The 19,628-nt window shown below is 51.0% G+C and carries 23 protein-coding genes; 4 read left to right on the forward strand and 19 right to left on the reverse strand.

The window, feature by feature from the left end; translation table 11 throughout:
* Positions 1-8: 8 nt before the first annotated feature.
* On the reverse strand, positions 9-803 hold the full coding sequence (locus tag CLV36_RS04845) for a LysM peptidoglycan-binding domain-containing protein (RefSeq protein ID WP_106341923.1): 795 nt from the start codon (positions 801-803) through the stop codon (positions 9-11).
* A 160-nt stretch (positions 804-963) separates the two neighbouring features.
* On the opposite strand from CLV36_RS04845, the gene CLV36_RS04850 reads away from it, so the two are divergent.
* Genes CLV36_RS04850 through CLV36_RS04860 form a run of 3 tightly spaced genes read left to right on the forward strand, consistent with a single transcriptional unit; the run spans position 964 to position 3,672 of the window.
* Positions 964-1,770 (forward strand): GDSL-type esterase/lipase family protein, encoded by an 807-nt coding sequence (locus CLV36_RS04850; RefSeq protein ID WP_106341924.1) that lies wholly within the window; start codon positions 964-966, stop codon positions 1,768-1,770.
* Entirely contained in the window at positions 1,767-2,708 is a 942-nt protein-coding gene (locus CLV36_RS04855) for an ABC transporter ATP-binding protein (RefSeq protein WP_106341925.1), read from the forward strand. Before CLV36_RS04850 ends, CLV36_RS04855 begins: the two co-directional genes overlap by 4 nt.
* On the forward strand, positions 2,689-3,672 hold the full coding sequence (locus CLV36_RS04860) for an ABC transporter permease (protein ID WP_106341926.1): 984 nt from the start codon (positions 2,689-2,691) through the stop codon (positions 3,670-3,672). Before CLV36_RS04855 ends, CLV36_RS04860 begins: the two co-directional genes overlap by 20 nt.
* A gap of 183 nt (positions 3,673-3,855) precedes the next feature.
* Here CLV36_RS04860 and pheA read toward each other — a convergent pair whose 3' ends face one another.
* From pheA to CLV36_RS04895, 7 genes are all read right to left on the reverse strand, one after another.
* Entirely contained in the window at positions 3,856-4,737 is an 882-nt protein-coding gene (gene pheA / locus CLV36_RS04865; protein WP_106341927.1) for a prephenate dehydratase, read from the reverse strand.
* Positions 4,737-5,198, reverse strand: coding sequence for an ACT domain-containing protein (locus CLV36_RS04870; protein WP_102992059.1), 462 nt, complete (start codon positions 5,196-5,198; stop codon positions 4,737-4,739). Before CLV36_RS04870 ends, pheA begins: the two co-directional genes overlap by 1 nt.
* 168 nt (positions 5,199-5,366) lie before the next feature.
* Positions 5,367-6,284 carry a ribose ABC transporter substrate-binding protein RbsB gene (gene rbsB / locus CLV36_RS04875; protein ID WP_102992058.1) on the reverse strand — a complete coding sequence of 306 codons (918 nt, stop codon included), beginning with the start codon at positions 6,282-6,284 and terminating at the stop codon, positions 5,367-5,369.
* Positions 6,285-6,295: 11 nt separating this feature from the next.
* Positions 6,296-7,258 carry a ribose ABC transporter permease RbsC gene (gene rbsC, locus CLV36_RS04880; protein ID WP_425436565.1) on the reverse strand — a complete coding sequence of 321 codons (963 nt, stop codon included), beginning with the start codon at positions 7,256-7,258 and terminating at the stop codon, positions 6,296-6,298.
* Positions 7,259-7,268: 10 nt separating this feature from the next.
* Complete coding sequence (locus CLV36_RS04885; protein WP_102992056.1) at positions 7,269-8,750, reverse strand: sugar ABC transporter ATP-binding protein; 1,482 nt, start codon at positions 8,748-8,750, stop codon at positions 7,269-7,271.
* An 85-nt stretch (positions 8,751-8,835) separates the two neighbouring features.
* On the reverse strand, positions 8,836-9,714 hold the full coding sequence (gene rbsK, locus CLV36_RS04890; RefSeq protein ID WP_106341928.1) for a ribokinase: 879 nt from the start codon (positions 9,712-9,714) through the stop codon (positions 8,836-8,838).
* Positions 9,707-10,696 carry a LacI family DNA-binding transcriptional regulator gene (locus CLV36_RS04895; RefSeq protein WP_102992054.1) on the reverse strand — a complete coding sequence of 330 codons (990 nt, stop codon included), beginning with the start codon at positions 10,694-10,696 and terminating at the stop codon, positions 9,707-9,709. Before CLV36_RS04895 ends, rbsK begins: the two co-directional genes overlap by 8 nt.
* Positions 10,697-10,850: 154 nt before the next feature.
* Here CLV36_RS04895 and CLV36_RS04900 point away from each other — a divergent pair, with 154 nt between their 5' ends.
* Positions 10,851-11,354: a low molecular weight protein-tyrosine-phosphatase gene (locus CLV36_RS04900; protein ID WP_102992053.1), complete on the forward strand. Its 504-nt coding sequence runs from the start codon at positions 10,851-10,853 to the stop codon at positions 11,352-11,354.
* Positions 11,355-11,414: 60 nt separating this feature from the next.
* On the opposite strand, the gene obgE is transcribed toward CLV36_RS04900, so the two are convergent.
* The 11 genes from obgE to mreC form a co-directional block, all read right to left on the reverse strand.
* Positions 11,415-12,719: a GTPase ObgE gene (gene obgE / locus CLV36_RS04905; RefSeq protein ID WP_102992052.1), complete on the reverse strand. Its 1,305-nt coding sequence runs from the start codon at positions 12,717-12,719 to the stop codon at positions 11,415-11,417.
* Between the two features lie 25 nt (positions 12,720-12,744).
* Complete coding sequence (locus tag CLV36_RS04910) at positions 12,745-13,491, reverse strand: Spo0B domain-containing protein (protein ID WP_102992051.1); 747 nt, start codon at positions 13,489-13,491, stop codon at positions 12,745-12,747.
* A gap of 115 nt (positions 13,492-13,606) precedes the next feature.
* On the reverse strand, positions 13,607-13,915 hold the full coding sequence (rpmA, locus tag CLV36_RS04915; RefSeq protein ID WP_102992050.1) for a 50S ribosomal protein L27: 309 nt from the start codon (positions 13,913-13,915) through the stop codon (positions 13,607-13,609).
* 15 nt (positions 13,916-13,930) lie between these two features.
* Entirely contained in the window at positions 13,931-14,272 is a 342-nt protein-coding gene (locus CLV36_RS04920; RefSeq protein ID WP_102992049.1) for a ribosomal-processing cysteine protease Prp, read from the reverse strand.
* A complete protein-coding gene (gene rplU / locus CLV36_RS04925; protein WP_022736054.1) occupies positions 14,272-14,583 on the reverse strand; it encodes a 50S ribosomal protein L21 in 312 nt (103 codons plus the stop codon). The genes CLV36_RS04920 and rplU overlap by 1 nt, the downstream gene beginning before the upstream one ends.
* Positions 14,584-14,701: 118 nt before the next feature.
* Positions 14,702-15,640 carry a M50 family metallopeptidase gene (locus tag CLV36_RS04930; protein WP_102992048.1) on the reverse strand — a complete coding sequence of 313 codons (939 nt, stop codon included), beginning with the start codon at positions 15,638-15,640 and terminating at the stop codon, positions 14,702-14,704.
* The gene (locus CLV36_RS04935; RefSeq protein ID WP_181352831.1) at positions 15,633-16,403 is read right to left on the reverse strand and encodes a M23 family metallopeptidase; all 771 of its coding nucleotides are present in this window, start codon (positions 16,401-16,403) and stop codon (positions 15,633-15,635) included. Before CLV36_RS04935 ends, CLV36_RS04930 begins: the two co-directional genes overlap by 8 nt.
* Before the next feature lie 203 nt (positions 16,404-16,606).
* Positions 16,607-17,401, reverse strand: coding sequence for a septum site-determining protein MinD (gene minD, locus CLV36_RS04940; protein ID WP_022736051.1), 795 nt, complete (start codon positions 17,399-17,401; stop codon positions 16,607-16,609).
* Positions 17,402-17,475: 74 nt separating this feature from the next.
* The gene (locus CLV36_RS04945; protein WP_223248059.1) at positions 17,476-18,165 is read right to left on the reverse strand and encodes a septum site-determining protein MinC; all 690 of its coding nucleotides are present in this window, start codon (positions 18,163-18,165) and stop codon (positions 17,476-17,478) included.
* 68 nt (positions 18,166-18,233) lie between these two features.
* Positions 18,234-18,764, reverse strand: coding sequence for a rod shape-determining protein MreD (mreD, locus tag CLV36_RS04950; RefSeq protein ID WP_181352832.1), 531 nt, complete (start codon positions 18,762-18,764; stop codon positions 18,234-18,236).
* A complete protein-coding gene (gene mreC, locus CLV36_RS04955; protein WP_102992045.1) occupies positions 18,761-19,618 on the reverse strand; it encodes a rod shape-determining protein MreC in 858 nt (285 codons plus the stop codon). The genes mreD and mreC overlap by 4 nt, the downstream gene beginning before the upstream one ends.
* Between the last annotated feature and the right edge of the window lie 10 nt (positions 19,619-19,628).

A 19,628-nucleotide genomic window follows, 5' to 3' on the forward strand; every position in this document is an offset into this window, starting at 1 on the left:
CTTTCTCTTCAAGCTAGTGTAGAAGAACTTTCTTTTAATTTGGCCGGATGCACTTGCGCCGCCTGCGGTTGATACCAAGCTTGGTAGGCCGGTTTGCCCAGTTCAGGATAATGGGAAAGCGGCGAATTCGTCGAGGATGGGTCGTAAGCATCATCGCTCCCCACGCTTCCGCCTCCACCCACTTCCGTTTCCTCTTGAATCATCGGGTAAGCGGCCGAAGCAAGCGGCGCCTCTACGGGCATGTGTGCCTCATGTGCCGGTGGATAAAAGACCGGATATGCCGGTTGATACGTTGAAGGATAAGCTACCGGGTAGGGCGAAGGATATGCTGTCGGATAATAGGGGGCAGGCGGAAACGCAGGCCAGTGCCCATAAACAAAAGCGGGATAAGGCGACATCGGCGGGGGATAATATCCCGGCGGCCCTTCTTCCCATTCCCCTTCGAAAAACGAGGAATCCCAGGGCGATGAAGACCCCCATTGAAACAATTCCGGCTGCTGTATGTCGGGCACTTGGGGGGGTGTCGGCAGAGCGGCAAAAGGCGCACCCGTTTCTTCCCGCTCCTGTTCAACAACCGTCTCTCCCTCCTCCAAGCTGGGGGAAGCGGCTTCTTCCCATGTTTTGCTTTGTTGCGTCGAAACCACCGGCACTTTGCCTGTGGGAATGCGTATTTTTTCGCCCGCTTTCAGTTCATCCGTATCCGCTAACGCCGGATTGGCTTCACGTATCCGTTCGATTGGGATGTTATACTTTTGGGCTAGTTGCCATAACGTATCGCCCGCGCGGGCAATATGGATTTTCATGAAACAACCCCCTTATCTATGGTTTGTTAATTTTAACCTATGCGCCAATCGACGCGATCTTGCTTAACAACCATTGAAACATTCGGTTTCCTGCCATTTTTTTTGACTCTGATTCAATTTAAAATAAAAAGCAAAACCGTGGTGGAAGAGAGGCACACCTATGCGCAATAGAAAAAAATTCTATCAACTCTTTCTATATGCCCTGGCCGTGTGTTCTTTTGTCTTGCTCGGCGCCGGATTCACGATGGCAGTGGATGCTTTGATTCGCCCCAGCAAGAGCAATATAACCGGCCAACTAGCGGTACAAACAGACGCTCCGCCAGCCACTGACAGCATGTTGCTAGGATTGGGCGACTCGCTGACTAGGGGCATCGGGGACAGCAACGGACAAGGCTATTTCGGCTTAGTCAAACAAAAACTGCATGCAAAACATAATCGACTCAGCGCCATCAACTTAAGCGTCAGCGGCCAGACTTCAACCCAATTGGCCGAGCAAGTGAAAAAGACCCGCACCAAGCGGTTGATCCAACAAGCCCGATGGGTGGTTATGACAATTGGTGGAAACGATCTGTTTCGAAGCACCGACCGTCTGCAACAACTTAACCCAAAGCAAATCGAGCAGGCCCGAATTCGTTACGAGCGGAATCTGCGAGCCATCCTGAGCGACGTGAAGGATGCTAATCCGCATGCGACTGTTTTTTTATTCGGATTGTACAACCCTTTTGGCGACGTAAACATCCAAGGCGCCAACGAGCATGTGCTCAAGTGGAACGAGTCCATCACCCAGATCGCCCAATCTTTCAATGGCGTTGTCGTCATTCCAACATTTGATTTGTTCCAACTGTCACCTGGACAGTATTTGTACAGGGACCACTTCCATCCAAACGGAGATGGATACCAGAGGATGGCAGACCGCCTGCTACAGATCATATCCGATCAGCCAGGAGAGGGGAAAAACAGCCAATGAAAACGAATCATAACATCGTACTCTCTGTTGAAGACTTGGGCAAAAAAATCGGCAAACGCGACATTGTCCACCACATTTCCTTTGACGTCAAAGAAGGGGAGATCTTCGGTTTCCTCGGCCCGAACGGTGCGGGTAAAACCACGACAATCCGCATGCTCGTCGGTTTGATCAAACCGACTTCAGGCACGGTTCGCATCTGCGGACACTCGCTCAGCGCGGACTTTATGAACGCCATACGCCATGTTGGTTGCATCGTGGAAAATCCTGAACTTTATCTCTACCTTTCCGGGCGGGAAAATCTGGAGCAATTCGCTCGCATGCTTCCTGACATCCCTTCTGAGCGCATTGATGAAGTCGTAGACTTGGTTGAATTGACCCCCCGCATCGATGATCTGGTCAAAACCTATTCCTTGGGCATGAGACAGCGTTTGGGCATTGCACAAGCGCTGTTGGGCAACCCAAAGTTGCTCATTTTGGACGAGCCAACCAATGGGCTTGATCCAGCGGGCATTCGCGAATTGCGTAACTTCATCCGCCGCCTCGCCAAGGAAAAAGGCATCAGCGTGTTCATCTCCAGCCATATCCTGCATGAAGTCCAACTGATGTGTGACCGGGTGGCTATCATCAATCAAGGCACGATCGTCCAGACGGCAGCCGTCCAAGACTTGATGCAACAAGAAACCCTAGTGGAATGGGATCTGAAACCGGCGACAGACGGCCGGGATCGGTTGGGACAACTCCCTTATGTCTCTCGGGTTGAACTGCGTGAGCCATCCAAAGTCATCGCGCAAATGCCGCGGGACAAGATCGCCGAAGCTAACGCCCATCTCGCCGGCGGGGATATCCAAGTCTCAGGAATACGCGCACACCACCCGACACTCGAAGACATTTTCCTTGAGCTGACAGGAGGTCCCGCCCATGACGAAACTCATTTATAACGAAATGGTTAAAATGATCCGCAAGAAACGGCTGTGGGTTATCGCCCTTATCTTATTGGTATTGATCCCCATCTTCACTTATGCGCAATATCGAACTACCGAAAACGCAATCAAACAATTGGGCACTTCCAATTGGCGCGCTATCTTGCAACAGCAAATCGTCGATCAACAAAACCGATTAGCCTCGGCACGCGTTCCAGAAGAATGGAAAAGCTACATCAAGCTCAGCATCCAACAAAACCAATATTATCTTGATCACGACATCAATCCCGCCGCACCTGGGGCTCCCACTTTTGTCCGCAAGTTCGCTGAAGACGCCGTCTCATTGTTTTTCCCTTTGCTGGTCGTGATTCTAGCGGCGGATATCGTCTCCTCAGAGCATGCTGGCGGCACGATCAAGCTCCTGCTCACCCGTCCGGTGGCGCGCTGGAAGATTTTGCTCAGCAAATACATCACCTTGCTCTTCAGCGTGTCATTCATGCTGATCTTGACAATTGTGTTTGGTTATCTGCTCTCCGGCATCATCTTCGGTTATGACGGCTGGTCGCTCCAAGTCATGATCGGCTTCAACCAACAAGGGGAGCACCTCAATGTGGATCATGTGCAACTGATCCCGCAATGGAAATATATTTTGATGGCTTATGGCTTGGCTTGGTTTTCCTGCATCACGGTGGCCACCATCTCATTTATGGTGTCCGTACTGGTGAAAAACACCGCCTCCAGCATGGGGATCATGTTGGCGGCGGTCATCTCTGGCAGTATTTTGTCACAGTTTGCCCCCAACTGGAGCGCACTGAAGTATTTGGCATTCACGCATCTCAGTTTGACCGAATATCTGGAAGGGCAACCGCTCATGTTGGACAATGTCACACTTCCGTTTTCATTGGCCGTCTTAACTGCGTGGTCGGTTGTTTCCCTCATCATCGCCTTCGTGACGTTTTCCAAGCGGGATGTACTGGCATAATGTTGTCTCTCTCTAACTAAATGCGCGGCTAACGGCAACTTCGGCAATAAAAAAGCACCTGCCCCCAGGTGCAGAAGGCTACTGGCAATCAATCTGTGCCAGTAGCCTTTTTAATTGGTGAAGCGATTCTCCACCGCTGGATGGGTGTGCCGTACATGGAACATACCAGCTTCCGCGGGGCGCTTAATTTCGCAGGGCCGTTTGGCGTTCTCGATAGTAATGATAAGGAAACGACCCCAACACCCGCACTTTGCAACCGAGGGCGGTAACTTCCTCAATCGCTCCCTGCAACAACACATGCCGGATCGGCAACTCAGCTTCGATTAGAAAAAAATAATTCCCCAACCCCGTCTTGGTTGGACGCGATTCAATGCGGCATAAGTTGATCTTGCGCCAAGAAAAGGCGGCCAAAACTTGGTATAACGCCCCGGGATAATCCGCCGGCAAAGTGACCTGCAAACAGGTTTTGTGTTTGCCGTCCGCATCCTCAGTCGCAAACGCGGGCCGCCCCACCGCCCAGAACCGGGTGAAATTGTTGGGCTGATCCTGCACATCTGCTTGACGAACTTGCAGTTGATGGCATTCCGCTGCTTGTGTCGTACCAATCGCCAACCATTTTTCATCAGCTTGCTCTCCAACTTTGGCCGCGGCCAAGGCGGTACTGTCAGTATGAACAAATGTCACGCCAGGGATCAACTTGCGCACCGTGTGATAGCATTGGGCAATCGCTTGAGGATGAGACAAAACATGCGTAAATTCAGACAGTTTCGTCGCGGCTTGATTTGGGTGCGCCAACAAACAGTGGGAAATAGGGTAGATCAGCTCTCGCCATATCGGCAAATCGACTTGATGCACAAGATGATCCAACGTCATGTGGACGGAGCCTTCTAACGCGTTTTCGATCGGCACCACGGCCACGTCCGCTTTTTTTTCCGCCACAGCCTGCAAGGTGTCGACAATCGTGAGATACGGTTCCAACTGCACCGGGTGCCCTTCGAAGAGCGAGCTGGCGGCGGCATGCGTAAACGTACCGACCGGACCCAAATAAGCCACTTTGTTATTCATCACACTTTCATCCCTTCGTCTTTTTCCCCCGTGCCGACTACGAGCGCCCGTCGCACACCGCTTAATTCACGCAACCCGGCAAGCACTTCTTCAAAGGCTTCCACTTGCGAAGTGTCAATGGACATCGACACATTGGCTTCCCCTTGCAGAGGAATGGTTTGATGAATCGTCAGGATATTGGCGCGAGCCTGCGCTAAAAAAACAAGCACGCTTGATAAAACCCCTGCCATATCGGCCAAAGTGAGCGACAACGTGATGATTTTTTCTTTCACCATGGCGTTGAAGGGGAATACATGATCCTTGTATTTATAAAATGAACTGCGGCTCAACCCTACTCGTTTGACCGCTTCCTGCACATTGCCTACTTCGCCCGCCGACAGCATTCGCTTCACTTCTAATGTCTTCTGCATCGCTTCCGGCAATGTGTCTAAACGCACCAACACAAATGGTTCACTACCCATCCCGTCACGTTCCTCCATCAATCCAACCTAATTGTAATATTGCGCACATTTTACCCTTTGAAAGCGCTGTCAATCAAGTTTTTTTTGATTTTTACTCCATGCAAACGTCAAAAATGGGCTCTAGTATTAAAAAGACAGCCCCCATTTTCAAACGGAGGCTGTCAACGCTTATTCCTTTGTCACCAGTTTTAAGGGCACTGGTATTTTTGCGGCCGTTTTCTTTTTCTGCAAGGCGTCCGCCGCTGCTTTCACGCCTGCTTTGCCAATCGCTTCCGGTTGCTGTGCCACGGTAGCGGCAAGCTTACCCGCTTTCACAGCGTTAAGGGCATCCTCATTGCCATCAAACCCGACCACCAAAATCTCTTTTCCAGCGCTTTCGATCGCTTCGATCGCCCCCAACGCCATTTCATCATTATGGGCGAACACCGCTTGGATGTCGGGATTTCCTTGCAGGATGTTTTCCATGACCGTCAATCCTTTAGTGCGATCAAAGTTTGCGGATTGCTTAGCCACCACATTGAGCGAGGCATCGGCAACCTGATGAAACCCGCTTCCGCGCTCCCGTGTCGCCGAAGCTCCCGGCACCCCTTCCAATTCGGCCACTTTCGCGCCCTTACCCAACTGCTGGACAATATATTCGGCAGCCATTTTTCCACCTTTGACATTGTCAGAAGCGACAAAAGTGGCCACCGTTCCTTTTTCCGCAGAACGGTCAAGCGTCACCACCGGCACCCCAAGATTGTTGGCCGATTGCACCGCTGTCGAGATCGCCGACGAGTCCGTCGGGTTGACGAGCAACGCGTCGATTCCCTGTTGTAACAAGTCTTCCACATCGTTGATTTGTTTGGATGTGTCATTCTGAGCATCAACCACAATCACTTCTATTCCCTTCGCACGGGCCTCTTGTTGGACTCCGTTTTTGAGGGACACAAAAAATGGGTTGTTTAGCGTGGACACGGACAATCCGATTTTAACATCGGCCAAGTTCTTTTTCCCCGCCGGCTTGGCCCAATCCGGAGGCGTCAATGAACATGCTTGCAATAACAGAAAAGAGAAGGCGATGATGGACAGAGTCGCTTTTTTCAATGTGAACCCTCCTATGCCGTTTTTTTGCGGTCAAGCCAAACAGCAATCAGAATAACGATCCCCTTAATAACCATTTGATAAAAGGAAGATACCCCCAACAAATTGAGACCATTGTTCAATGTGCCGATAATCAATGCACCGATTAGCGTGCCGACGATGCGCCCACGGCCACCTGACAAGCTGGTGCCCCCCAGAACGACAGCCGCGATCGCATCCAACTCATAAGAGGTACCTCCGGTCGGTTGCGCCGAATTCAGGCGGGAAGTCAGAATCGCCCCCGCCAGAGCGGATAACGTACCGGCCAAGGCGTAAATGATCACTTTCACGCGTGACACGTGAATACCTGAGATGATTGCCGCTTTTTCATTCCCACCGATAGCATAAGTTTGGCGGCCAAACGGCGTGCGGTGGAGAAGCAGCCACAATACCGCGAAGGAGATGAGCATGGTGATCGCGGGAACAGGAATGCCCAAGAAGTATCCGCGCCCAAACAATTGAAACCAAATATTATCCCCAAGCCCCGTGATGGGGTTGCCATCGGTGTAAACGAAGGTCAAGCCGCGGTAAATCGTCATCGTGGCCAAGGTCGCGATGAAGGGGGCCATTTTCCCCTTGGTCACCAGTAAACCGTTGACCATACCCAGTACCGCCCCGATCAGGCAGCTGAGCAAAATAGCAAGAATCGGGTCCACGCCAGACACAATCATGCCAGACATGAGCACACTGGATAATGCCAAAATGGAGCCCACGGACAAGTCAATGCCCCCCGTCAAAATGACAAAGGTCATACCAAATGCGATCAAGGCATTGATGGCCACTTGTCGCAACAGATTTAAAATGTTCAATGGAGCCAAAAAGCCGGGGTTTAATACAGATACGATAATGACCAAGAAGGAAAGTCCCAACAACGGCCCCAATTTTTTGGCCACATGCCCAGCTCGATCCATGTAATTGCCGCTAGCCTGTTCTCTCATCGTTTGCATGTCACTGCCCTCCCGTTGCCAATGCCATGATTTTTTCTTGTGTGGCTTCCTGACCGCTCAACTCACCGCTAATCCTTCCCTCGCGCACCACCAGAATTCGATCGCTCATTCCCAAGATCTCTGGCAGTTCGGAGGAGACCATGATGATGGCCACACCGCGGTCCGTCAGCTCATTCATGAGCTGGTAGATCTCCCTTTTCGCTCCTATGTCAATTCCCCGCGTCGGTTCATCTAGGATGAGTACACGCGGTCCGATGCCGATCCATTTAGCGATGACTACTTTCTGTTGATTGCCTCCAGAAAGGTGACCAGCCTTTGTTTCCGGTGATTCAGTTTTGATCATCAAGCGTTTGATAAGCATATCTACAAAAGCCAGCTCGCTATGTTGATCGATGAACCCCTTTGGTGCAAAACTACGCAGGCTGGGCAAGGATACGTTTTCCCGAATGGTAAAGTCCAAGGCTAGCCCCTCGCCTTTGCGGTCTTCGGTGATGAATCCAATCCCCAGGTTGACGGCTTGGCGCGGCGTTTGGATCGCTGTTTTCTGCCCATTGACCCATATTTCTCCGCTGTCCAACGGGAGCAAACCGAAAATGCCACACATGATTTCCGTTCGTCCAGCACCCAACAAGCCTGCCACACCCAAAATTTCACCTGAACGGACGGAAAAGCTAACATCTTCAAACACACCGGCACGTGTGATTTCTTTCACTTCCAACACCGTTTCTCCCGGATGGGCATGGCGCTGCGGGAAACGCTCTGTCAATTCGCGTCCGACCATCTTCCGCACCACTTCATCCATACTGGTTTCCGGGATCGGCTTGCAATCAATGGTTTGGCCGTCTCTCATCACGGTGATCCGGTCGCAAATCTGAAAAATTTCTTCCATGCGGTGAGAGATATAAACAATGGAGACACCTTCCTGTTTCAGCCGGCCGATCACATCAAACAAACTTTCTATCTCCCGCTCTGTCAAGGCCGCTGTCGGCTCGTCCATGATGATGACCTCGGCTTGGATCATCAGGGCTTTGGCAATTTCAATCATCTGTTGTTGCCCCACCGAGCAAAGCCCCGCTTCCTGATCCAAAGGAATCGATACATTTAGCTTTTCAAACTGCCGCGCGGCTAACGATCTCATTTTTTTCACATCCAACAAGCCCAAAGCCGTGCGCGGTTCTTTTCCCACAAATAGATTTTCTAGCACCGTCATATCGGGCCAGATATTCAATTCTTGATGGATGAAAGCGATTCCATTTCGCTCAGCATCTTTAGGATTGGAGAACGTCGTCTTTCGCCCGTCGACCTCAATCGTCCCCCGGTCACAACGGTGCAGACCGGTCAAAATATTCATCAGGGTTGATTTGCCGGCACCGTTTTCCCCCATCAGCGCATGCACTTCCCCAGCCTTCAGTTCAAAGTCAACTCCCGTCAACACCTGATTTTTGCCAAACGCTTTATGAATGCCAGACATCTTGATGTGCATGAACCGCCACCCCTTTCTAGAAGATCGTGCCCGCATGGGCGTCAGGCACCCATGCAGCATGTTTTGGGAATTGGCATCCCTGAAGTCACAAACTCTCCTCTACTTCCTGCCTTGTCGGCATACCGCCTTGGGCGCCAAATTTCATCACCGATAGAGAAGCGGCCCGATTGGCGAAACGCAAGCTCGCGGCGATGCTTTTCCCCTCAGCCAAGGCTACCGCAAAAGCGGCATTAAATGTGTCCCCCGCTCCTGTCGTGTCGACTGCCTCCACTGGATATGCAGGAACAGTCACTTCACGCGTTCCATCATGATAACGGACACCCTGTTTGCCCACAGTGATGAACAATTTGTTTGGATACTGTTTTAACGCCTCTTCCGCCGTCAACCCCGGAAACAGAATCTCCGTCTCATGTTCATTGGGTGTAAGATACGACGCCCGTGCAATCACCTCCGGGCTCACCGTTCGCGCCGGTGCCGGGTTTAATAGCAACGGGACGCCACTGGCGTGACATACTTGACTTACGTATTCCACGGTTTCTTCCGGGATTTCTTGTTGGATCAACACCATATCCGCTTCATGGATGGGGCGAAGCGCTTGTTGCACATAGGATGGGGTGACCAAATCATTCGCCCCTTTTACAACAACAATACTGTTATCTCCTTCTGCCAGCACAATGTGGGCGGTACCGCTCTCTGTATGTGTAACCGGTTTCATAAACGATGTGCAAACATCATTTTCCTCTAAATTACGGATAATGATTTCTCCATAATGATCGTCTCCCACGCAACCGATCATGGTTACTTCCGCTCCCAACCGAGCTGCCGCCACCGCTTGATTGGCCCCCTTGCCGCCGGGAACCGTTTTAAACGATTCTCCAAGCACCGTTTCACCAGCGCCCGGCCTTTTGTTCGAGGTGACGACCAAATCCATCGAAGCGCTTCCAACCACAACAATCTTAACCACGCGCATCCACCTTTCTTGTCGTGAGTCTCTCCACAAATGTCACCGGCATTTGCACATTTCTTTGATCGATCTTCTCTTTCTTTATGAGTTTGAGCAACAACCGGGCAGCTTCTTTCCCCATATCGTATGCGGGTTGCCTGATCGTGGACAACGGCGGGAACAACAAGCCGCTCTGGGGAATGTCATCAAATCCGATGATTTGAAGTTCATCCGGTATGCGTTTCCCCAGCCGTAACGCTTCATGCAAGATCGCGGTAGCCACGACGTCATTGCTGGCGATGATCCCATCTGTGTCGGCGTATTTGGCAAACAGCTCGGCCGCCCATTGCGTGGCATCTTGAAAGGAAAACGAATGGGTGTTCATCACGTAAAAATCGACATGGGAGTTGCTCAATTCTTCAAGCGCACCCCGAAAACGGTCTTGCGCTGGCCGGATATGTTCCGGACCTTTCAGCAATGTCACCCGTTTGCTGCCTCGCCTGATGATTTCGCGCGCCGCAATTCTTCCCCCTTCCACCCCATCAGCATAGACGGAAGGGTTCCCGTCTGGTGTGCGATCAAGAAACACCATCGGGATAGGAAAACCTCGATAATCTGCCTTCCCCGATTGGTTTGCTGCCATAATGATGCCCATCACATGATTTTGCATAAACGTGTTGATATAATGAAGCTCTTTCTCAGCATTTTCGTCACTGTTTCCAAATATCAAGTGGAAGCCGTGCTTCTGTAACTCATCTTCCACCCCGCGAGCCAACTGCGGAAAGAAGGGGTTGGTGATGTCCGGCAACAGTAGCCCAATCCATCTCGATTCGCCTTTGAACAAGGATCTGGCCACTTCGTTGGGGCTATAATCCAATTGTTCTATCGCCTCAAGCACACGTTTTCTCGTGTTTTCATGGACATAGCCTGTTTCGTTCAATACGCGGGACACGGTGGCAACGGATACACCCGCTACTTTTGCCACATCCCTTATGGTAGCCAATGCTTTCCCCCCTTTTCGGTTTCGTGTAACCGGTTACATAAAAAATAACACAATCACTTTCTTATGACAACTGTTTTCCATCCGTTGGTCCCCACTCACAACAGTCGTTTATGTTAAGATAGCATTGCTATATTAACATAAAGGAGGCTCCACCATGCAAATTTCCGTACTTTTCGTCTGTTTAGGTAACATCTGCCGTTCTCCCATGGCGGAGGCCGTATTTCGTCACTTGGTGAGACAAGAAGGCTTGGAAGACAAAATCCTCATCGATTCCGCCGGAACAGGGGACTGGCATGTTGGTGAACCGCCCCATCACGGAACGCGTAAAAAGCTGGACGAGATGAGCATCTCCTACGAAGGCTTGCGCGCTCGCCAATTCAAAGCGGAAGACGTTGAGCGATTTACCTATATCATCGGGATGGATGACAACAATATCGCTGATATGAAGTCCATCTACAACCGCCATGCCGCCGGGATAGAGCGCTCCACCCGCAATCTGGACACATGCTTGCGCCGGTTTGTCGACTTCATCCACGGCACTACTTACACCAAAGTGCCCGACCCGTGGTATACCGGCGATTTTGATGAAACCTACCACTTGATCTCCAGTGGTTGCCGTCATTTGCTCACCCTTATCAAACAGGAACACGGCTTGTAAACATCAACAGCCCCACGCGAGTATGCGTGGGGCTAATTTATAGTGCCTTTAGCTATTCGGTTATAAGTCGAGTTCATCATTAAACTCAAATTCCATTCCACCGATGATGACGGTGTCCCCGTTTTCTGCGCCGCGTTTACGCAGGGCGTCCTCCACTCCCAATGTCCGCAAAGTACGGGCAAAACGCAACACGCTGTCTTGGTATTGGAAGTTGGTTTTCTGCACGAGGCGGTCAATCCGTTCCCCTTCAACCACATACAGCTCATTTTCCCGACGGATGGTGAAATCAGGCGCATCCGCCTCCGCTTTGTACACTTTCCGCTCCGTAGCAAACTGGTGCTCCACCACCGGTGCGGGCGGCGTTTCCCGTTCTACTTTGTCCAACAAGTCAGCCGCTGCATACATCAATTCCTTCAGCCCTTGCCGCGTCGCCGCTGAGATCGGGTAAATCGGAATGTCCGCGTCGAGCTGCTCCTTAAATAATTCCAATTGCTCTTCCGCCTCCGGCAAGTCCATCTTGTTGGCGGCGATGATTTGTGGCCGGTGTGCCAAATCTTGCCGATACAACTTCAGCTCTTCGTTGATCTGCAAATAGTCTTCATAGGGGTCCCGCCCCTCCGATCCGGCCATGTCAATGACATGGATGATCACTTTGGTCCGCTCGATATGCCGCAAAAATTGATGCCCCAAGCCGACACCTTCGTGTGCACCTTCAATCAAGCCGGGCAAATCGGCGATCACAAAGCTACGTCCATCGTCAATGCGAACGACACCCAAGTTAGGCACCAAGGTGGTGAAATGATAGGCCGCAATTTTCGGTTTGGCGGCGGAGACAACCGAAAGCAAGGTGGATTTTCCTACACTGGGATAGCCGACCAAGCCGATGTCCGCCAACACTTTTAATTCCAGTTCCACCCATCGTTCTTCACCCAAATCCCCGTTTTCGGCAATTTCCGGAGCGGGGTTAACCGGCGTGGCGAAACGAATATTCCCCCGACCCCCTTTTCCACCACGGGCCACGACCGCGCGCTGGCCGTGCTCAACCAGATCCGCCAACAATTCACCTGTCTCCGCATCGCGCACCACGGTGCCCGGCGGTACTTTCACGACAAGATCGTCCGCTCCAGCCCCATGCTGTGATTTGGACCGGCCATTCTCACCGCGCTTGGCTTTAAAATGGCGTTGGTAACGGAAATCCATCAAGGTGCGCAACCCTTCTTCGACAACGAAGACCACATCGCCCCCTTTGCCTCCATCCCCACCAGCGGGGCCGCCATACGGAACGTATTTTTCACGGCGAAACGCCACCATTCCGTTACCACCATCGCCGCCTTTCACATAAACCTTGACCTTATCTACAAACATGGTTCTGCCACCTTCCTGCACCTGTCTATTTCTTCTGCTGATCCGTCTTCAATTCCAGCTTCAATCCTTTGCCATGCGACATGAGATTGCATGAGCCTCTCCAGCGGCAAACGGTTCGCTGTAATTCTCTCCAATCCTCTGCCGAACCAAACAAAGTAACCATATCCTCCCCGTCCGCAGTCACTTCAATCTCCAAAACGACGTTGTCCATTTCCTGCATCAACGACAGGGTCACGCTTAAATAGCTTTTCTCATGTGCCAATTTCTTTTCCATCCATGCCAACACCGCATTCATCGCCGACAAAAGCCGCTTCTCATCTGCCTGGCTTATCGCCTTCATCTCTTCGCTCATGCTCACATGCAGATCCCAGTGTTTAAAACGGTGTTTCAGTGTCAATAAGGCCACCGCCAACGGCGCATATTGAAACTCGGACAGCATCCGCTCTTGTTTGGCTCGTTCTACCCACTGTTCCAAGTATGCCTTGATCCGGTCTGTTTTGTTCAACATGATGTAGCCCATCATCACTTGAATGTGATTTAAGGCGTCATGCCGCTCGTGGCTCAACAATCGTTTGATCCGTTCCGCTTCTTCTTCGCATGCTTGTTTTTTAGCGTGTATGTATGAGAAATAGCCACTCCCCAATAGCGAAATCAGGGTGGCCAAAAAGAAAATGAGCTCCCCCGCCTTTCCAAATGGTTGCATGAACCAACCGCCCATGAGCAGGATGGTCAGCCAATGGGTTTTAAGCATTTGAAACAGGGTCCGCCCCAATGAAAATCTCTCCCATCTCGCTAGTTATCATTTAATTTCTTATTTTACATTACTTTGTGGGAAAATAAAAACCCCGGCAAGTTGCCAGGGCTTGTGGTTTCGCTTAAATATCCGATTAAGCTTGTGCTGCAGCTGCTTCTTTATCAGCCACAGGAATGATGCTCACACGCTTTTTGTCGCGACCAAAACGCTCAAAGCGTACTACACCATCCGCTTTTGCAAACAAGGTGTCGTCTCCACCGCGGCCTACGTTCACACCTGGGTAGATCTTGGTTCCGCGTTGGCGAACGAGGATGTTACCAGCCAATACGAATTGACCATCTCCACGTTTCACGCCCAGACGTTTGGAAATGCTGTCACGACCGTTCTTTGTGGAACCTACACCTTTTTTAGATGCAAAACATTGCAGGTTAAGTTTTAACATGTTGTCCACCTCTTTTCATTTTCTTTTGCGTTCTTGTATTGTAACATATTTGGGAAACTCATCAGCCACATTTTTCAGTGAAACGGCCAAGGCTTCCAGCAACAAGTGAATCTTCCCCCGCGTCTCGGGGTCGCGCACTTCACGCGGCAGATGGCAATCTACTTTGCCATCCCCATCGTCGGCGCTGTGAACTTGCACATCAAACATCGTTTCGATGGCGTTCACCATCCCAATGGTAATCCCTGAAACCGCGGCGCAAACCAGGTCTTTTCCATGTTCAGCGAAATTCGCATGTCCTTTGACCATGACTCGTTCCACTTGCCCAGCCGTGTTCCGCTCCACCAAAATCCGTATCATTAGCCCTCGATGCTTTCGATCACAACTTGGGTAAATGGCTGACGATGACCTTTTTTACGTTTGTAGTTTTTCTTTGGTTTATATTTAAACACGGTCACTTTTTTGCCTTTGCCGTGCTTAACTACTTTACCAACTACTTTGGCACCCTCAACAACAGGAGAGCCAACTTTGATTTCACCGTCTTTGTTCACGAGCAATACTTTGTCAAAAGTTACAGTTTCGCCTTCATTTGCATTCAGTTTCTCGATGTACAAGACACTGTTTTGCTCCACGCGGTATTGTTTACCACCGGTTTCGATTAAAGCGTACATCTACAATCCTCCTCTTGATAGAGACTCGCCACGATCAGGAAAGGCTCAAGCCTTTTTGAGATCCTGTCATGTGCGGTAATGACAACAGAACTTATGTTAGCACACCTGCATGTTCTTGTCAAAAACTTTTCCGGTGGTAAGTATGCCCAATCTTCCTTGGCGTGTGAATGGGCCGTCCCCAATCGCTCTTCGGCAACAACTCTTTCACTTTCAGATGGTGCAATCCTTTGTTTACGCACGCGTCCAACAGCAGTTGCTCCGACACGCTACCCAGCACCCGGCCATGGCGATCACGCACTTCCCATTCGTGGACAGTTTCTTTGTACAGCTGTTTGACAGCCCCCTTCAAGGTGAGATCCCCCTGCACACTCCGTTTCCGTCTCCGACCGGCTTTTGTCGTACGGTTGCCTGCGCGGCTCAACAAGAAGCGAATGTATTGGAAGTTTTTCTGCCGCCAAGCCATGATATTGGAGAACAGCAGAAATAAGGCAATTCCGGCGAGGTGAATCCAAACCCCTGATTCTGGAAGGATAAAAGCACATGCCAACAAACATGCGGACAGCCCCATTCCCAACAGCAGGGTGAAAGTGATGCACAGCCGGTAAGGGAAAAAATAACTCATGGTTGCCTGCAACACCTTGCCGCCGTCCAGCGGATAAATCGGCAACAAATTAAAACCGGCGATCATACAATTGGCCTGGATGAAATAACCCGTCCAATGCTCGCTCCAAAAACCGGCGCGATAAAAGAGCAGGCTGAATAAAATCATGAACAAATGCTGAAAGGGGCCGGCCAGCGCAACCACAACTTCATCCCGCGCTGGCGCCGTCCCCCATTCATCCACTCGCAACACGCCGCCGAAGGGAAGCAACTCCAGCGAACCAATCCGCCATCCCACCGCCCGAGCAGCAGCGAGATGGCCCAGTTCGTGGACTAACACAACGACGAAGAGCGTCAATAATTCAATGAAGTAGCCTGTCCACACCCCTGAGCCAATCACCAGCCAAAACAGCGGATGGATCTGGAAGCGAACCCATTTGCCTCCCGCCCTATTCAAGCGGTATCACATCCGCAGGATCGACGAATTGTTGCTTCTTTTTCAGCGCAAAGTAAAAATAAGCCTGTTCTTTCAGTTCCGGAACGGTTCCCAACGCTTGTCCCCGCTCGACCTGGTCTTTTGGCTTCACTTTGATTTCCTGCAACCAGCCGTACCATGTCTCATGCCCATCGGCATGTTCCACGATGACCAACCGCCCCATCCCTTTTTTCTCACCCGCAAACGTCACTTGCCCATCTCGGGCCGCTTTGACGGAAGCGCGGGGGGCAGTACGGAGGATCAGCCCTTTGCGTTTTTCATCAAACGGAAGCACCAATTCTCCCCGCACGGGAACGAGCCATGGCTCTTCCTGGGGCTGCGATGTGGATTTTTTGGGCATAAACGCCGGCAAAATCGCTGGAGAGCCACCCACATACCGCTGATACCACTCCGAAATGCTGGCGAACGACGTTTCCTTGGTCAATGATTTGGTCAGCCAAGTTTGCACCGGATGCATTGCTGGAGACTGGGATCGAAACACCAGGAAAGTTAGCACAAACAGCATCATGGCCAAAATCAACTGTGTCTGGAGCTTCTTAGACCCTTTGTTAGAAACCCGCTGTTTCCAAGCGGGCTGATTCCACGGTGCAAGATCCGGGTTCGGCTGTTCTTTGTAAAAATCAAACTCGCTTCCCCAGACGCGTTCAGCCGGCAACCCTTTTTTCAACAACCGCATCTGTTCTTTTCGCCGCTTTTTATGCTGGAACGACCAATCATTGCGCATAGTCATCACCTGTTTGCCCGATATTTACAAGCACCTGCCGTCGCGCGAGCCAATGCCTGTCGCTCACGCTTGTCCCCCATCGTTGTACTCAAACGCGCGCTGTCCAGATTGATGGTGCCTGTAACAGGATATGAACGGTCAGGCGATGATATGCAAAAAGCAAAAAAGGAATGGCTCCACCTATGGGAACCATTCCTGCACTGTCACGCGAATCCTAACCAGCGTTTCATCCGCATGACCACACTCTGTTCCTTGTCCAGTGCCATCAGCGGCACCATCTCGCCCTGGATGCGGCGAGCGATATTGCGGTAAGCTTTGGCGGCAAGGTTTTTGTTGTCAAAGCTGATCGGCTCGCCTAAATTACCGGAACGGATCACTTGTTCATCATCTGGCACGACGCCCAGCAGATCGATGGCCAGCACCGCCACCACCTCATCCACATCCATCATGCCTCCGTCCCGTACCATCTGCTTGCGCATGCGATTAATAACTAGCTTGGGCGGGGCGATCTCTTCTTTCTCAAGCAACCCGATCACCCGGTCAGCATCGCGAATCGCGGCGTTTTCCGGGATGGTCACGACGATCGCTTGGTCCGCACCAGCCACGGCATTCTTAAATCCATTTTCAATGCCCGCCGGGCAGTCGATGATGACGTAGTCAAACTGCTCTTTCAACTCCGCCACCAACCAGCGCAACTGATTACTTGACACGGCTGTCTTGTCTTTCGTTTGCGCAGCTGGAAGCAAATACAGCTCCTCACAACGCTTATCCCTGATCAACGCTTGCTCTATGCGGCACGTTTTTTCAATCACATCAACCAAATCATAAATGATGCGATTCTCCAAACCCATCAACACGTCGAGATTGCGAAGACCGATATCCGTATCGACCAAACATACCTTTTTGCCGGTCAAAGCGAGCGCGGTCCCAATGTTGACTGAAGTGGTGGACTTGCCCACGCCCCCTTTTCCGGACGTTACAACGATACTTTCCCCCATCCATAACCTCCGTCTAATCCTACACTCTCATGAACCACATCGGTATATTTCACCAAGCAATGACTGTAAGATGGTTATAAATTTAATCGCCTGCGATTCTCATTCCACTCGAGTTCAGGACGCAATTGTCCAAGTTGAGAAATTTTTTCAACGATAATCTGGTTGTCCGCCAGATAAGCAAACCGCATCCCTACTTCTGAGTCATCCCATTTGTCCGGCGGGCGGGAAATGACATCAGCGATGCGAAGTTGAGTTGGACGCAGTGTGGAGGCGACGATCACCGCATTCTGATCACCATGGCTACCTGCGTGAGCCAATCCGCGTAGCGATCCCAACACGTAGATGCTGCCGGTGCATTGGATCGTTCCTCCCGGGTTGACATCACCCAAAAACAATAAATTTCCGCTATGTACTAACACCTGTCCAGAACGCACCGTCCCGGCCTTCGTCGCCAGATCTGTCTCCGCTCCGCGCAAATACGGCATGCCATCCGCCTCAAACCGATGAATGATTAAATTCTGGCGGATAGAAAACAACTCCCGCACCGCCAATTCTTCTGTGCGGGTAATCTGCCGTTGGCCCAATTTGATGGTGACTTTCATATCCGGGCCATCCCAAATCTGGGCCGCCTGCGTATTTTCCAACTTATGCTTCAATTCCTCCAAAACATAAGAAAAGGGTCGCGAATCATCGAGAATAAACAGCAGGCCTTCTTTGTTGCCCTTAATTGTAACGCCCGGTTTCATCACTTTCCCCATACTCATGTCACCCCGCCTCACTAATGATTTCGCTCCTCCCCTTTATTTTCCTTCCTTTTCCATTATAAGCCGCATCAGCGAATAATCGTATCAAACACGACCTGCCGGTTCCGCTTTTTCATGTAAACATAATGTATGAACCGGAAAATGGGATAGGCGCTGATGGCGTTAAAGACCAACGTCGGCACGATATGTGTCATGAAAGAAAAAAGGAAAGGCATGTTCGTGAACCCAAACAAACGATACCAACCATACACCAAGAGTGTATAACAGCATTGCCCCAATACGATCGCCACACCGACAATCCACACAAAAGGCGGAAAATGATTGGCCAACAAATACGTGCCGTAGGCTACTGCCGCCAATGTGAAGGCAGTGACCCCCCACGCCGGGCCGTAGACGATGTCATGCAACAATCCGAAGGAGAAGGCGAACATCAGCACATAACGTTTGGGCAAATACAAAGAAATGACAATGATCCCACTAACCACCAATTGGGGGATAACGACAAAAGTGCTCCCCCACGCCTGAGGGAGCAACAACTGGAAGACAGACCCTTCTAACAAGAAGAGGATCAAGAGGAAAGCGACGAAACCCTTTTTCACCGTTTGTCCCCTCCCGTCTTCGATTGAAGCTCGTTCTTGTGTTGTTGCAACTGCAACTTTTCCGGGTCTCTCACGACCATTACATAGTCCAGCCGTTCAAAAGTAGCAGACGGTTTCACATACGCGATTTGTTCAACCCCGCTTTCGCCGGGTTTAATTTCAGCAACCGTCCCAATCAGAATACCACCTGGATAAATATCTGACAATCTCGATGTTACCACCGTTTCACCTGGCTTAATTTTGGCGGTCACCGCTACTTTTTTCATGATCAACCGTTTCTTCACCGCATCATATCCTTCGATGATGCCCAAAACCTCTTCATTCTCCCCTTGGATCATCGCGGCGATGCCAGGGCCGCCACCCGTGTCAGTCAATAGTTGCACATCCGCCATATGGCTGGTCACTGACTGCACTCGGCCGATCAGCCCTTGCGAAGTGACGATGGGCATTTTTGGCTCCACGCCATCTGCCTTGCCCCGGTTAATGACCACCTTATTATGCCAACGGTCGGTGTTTCGGAATACTACGCGTGCCGCAATGTATTCGATGGGGTTTTCTTTTGCGTATCCCCATTGTTTTTTTAATTCTTCATTCTCCCGCTTCAATTCTTTCAACTCCGCTTCCATGCGAGCCAACTCCGTCTTCGGGGAGGCAGCTTCCGTGGAAGAGGAAAGGGCCAGCGCCGAATGCACGGGCGTGTAAAAAATGCCTTCTACCACCGCCGCTACATTCTTTACCCAACTTTCCGGACCGATGAGAAGCCCGCGCTCACCGCGCGTCATCCCCACCGAAATAAACAGCAGCAGCGACAAGCAAACAAAAATGAGAATGTGACGAGCGTCATTGCGTCGCATGGCTTCACTC

It is taken from the genome of Laceyella sediminis (assembly GCF_003003125.1).
In the GTDB taxonomy this organism is placed as follows: domain Bacteria; phylum Bacillota; class Bacilli; order Thermoactinomycetales; family Thermoactinomycetaceae; genus Laceyella; species Laceyella tengchongensis.

Coding starts and splice junctions, on each gene's coding strand:
- CLV36_RS04855 (WP_106341925.1), top strand. CDS start 1,767: ATGAAAACGAATCATAACATCGTACTCTCTGTTGAAGACTTGGGCAAA.
- CLV36_RS04885 (WP_102992056.1), bottom strand. CDS start 8,750: ATGCACATCAAGATGTCTGGCATTCATAAAGCGTTTGGCAAAAATCAG.
- obgE (WP_102992052.1), bottom strand. CDS start 12,719: ATGTTTGTAGATAAGGTCAAGGTTTATGTGAAAGGCGGCGATGGTGGT.
- rplU (WP_022736054.1), bottom strand. CDS start 14,583: ATGTACGCTTTAATCGAAACCGGTGGTAAACAATACCGCGTGGAGCAA.
- minD (WP_022736051.1), bottom strand. CDS start 17,401: ATGGGGGAAAGTATCGTTGTAACGTCCGGAAAAGGGGGCGTGGGCAAG.
- rpmA (WP_102992050.1), bottom strand. CDS start 13,915: ATGTTAAAACTTAACCTGCAATGTTTTGCATCTAAAAAAGGTGTAGGT.
- CLV36_RS04870 (WP_102992059.1), bottom strand. CDS start 5,198: ATGGGTAGTGAACCATTTGTGTTGGTGCGTTTAGACACATTGCCGGAA.
- mreC (WP_102992045.1), bottom strand. CDS start 19,618: ATGCGACGCAATGACGCTCGTCACATTCTCATTTTTGTTTGCTTGTCG.
- pheA (WP_106341927.1), bottom strand. CDS start 4,737: ATGAATAACAAAGTGGCTTATTTGGGTCCGGTCGGTACGTTTACGCAT.
- CLV36_RS04845 (WP_106341923.1), bottom strand. CDS start 803: ATGAAAATCCATATTGCCCGCGCGGGCGATACGTTATGGCAACTAGCC.
- CLV36_RS04945 (WP_223248059.1), bottom strand. CDS start 18,165: ATGAGTATGGGGAAAGTGATGAAACCGGGCGTTACAATTAAGGGCAAC.
- CLV36_RS04900 (WP_102992053.1), top strand. CDS start 10,851: ATGCAAATTTCCGTACTTTTCGTCTGTTTAGGTAACATCTGCCGTTCT.
- CLV36_RS04935 (WP_181352831.1), bottom strand. CDS start 16,403: ATGCGCAATGATTGGTCGTTCCAGCATAAAAAGCGGCGAAAAGAACAG.
- CLV36_RS04850 (WP_106341924.1), top strand. CDS start 964: ATGCGCAATAGAAAAAAATTCTATCAACTCTTTCTATATGCCCTGGCC.
- rbsC (WP_425436565.1), bottom strand. CDS start 7,258: ATGAGAGAACAGGCTAGCGGCAATTACATGGATCGAGCTGGGCATGTG.
- CLV36_RS04920 (WP_102992049.1), bottom strand. CDS start 14,272: ATGATACGGATTTTGGTGGAGCGGAACACGGCTGGGCAAGTGGAACGA.
- CLV36_RS04860 (WP_106341926.1), top strand. CDS start 2,689: ATGACGAAACTCATTTATAACGAAATGGTTAAAATGATCCGCAAGAAA.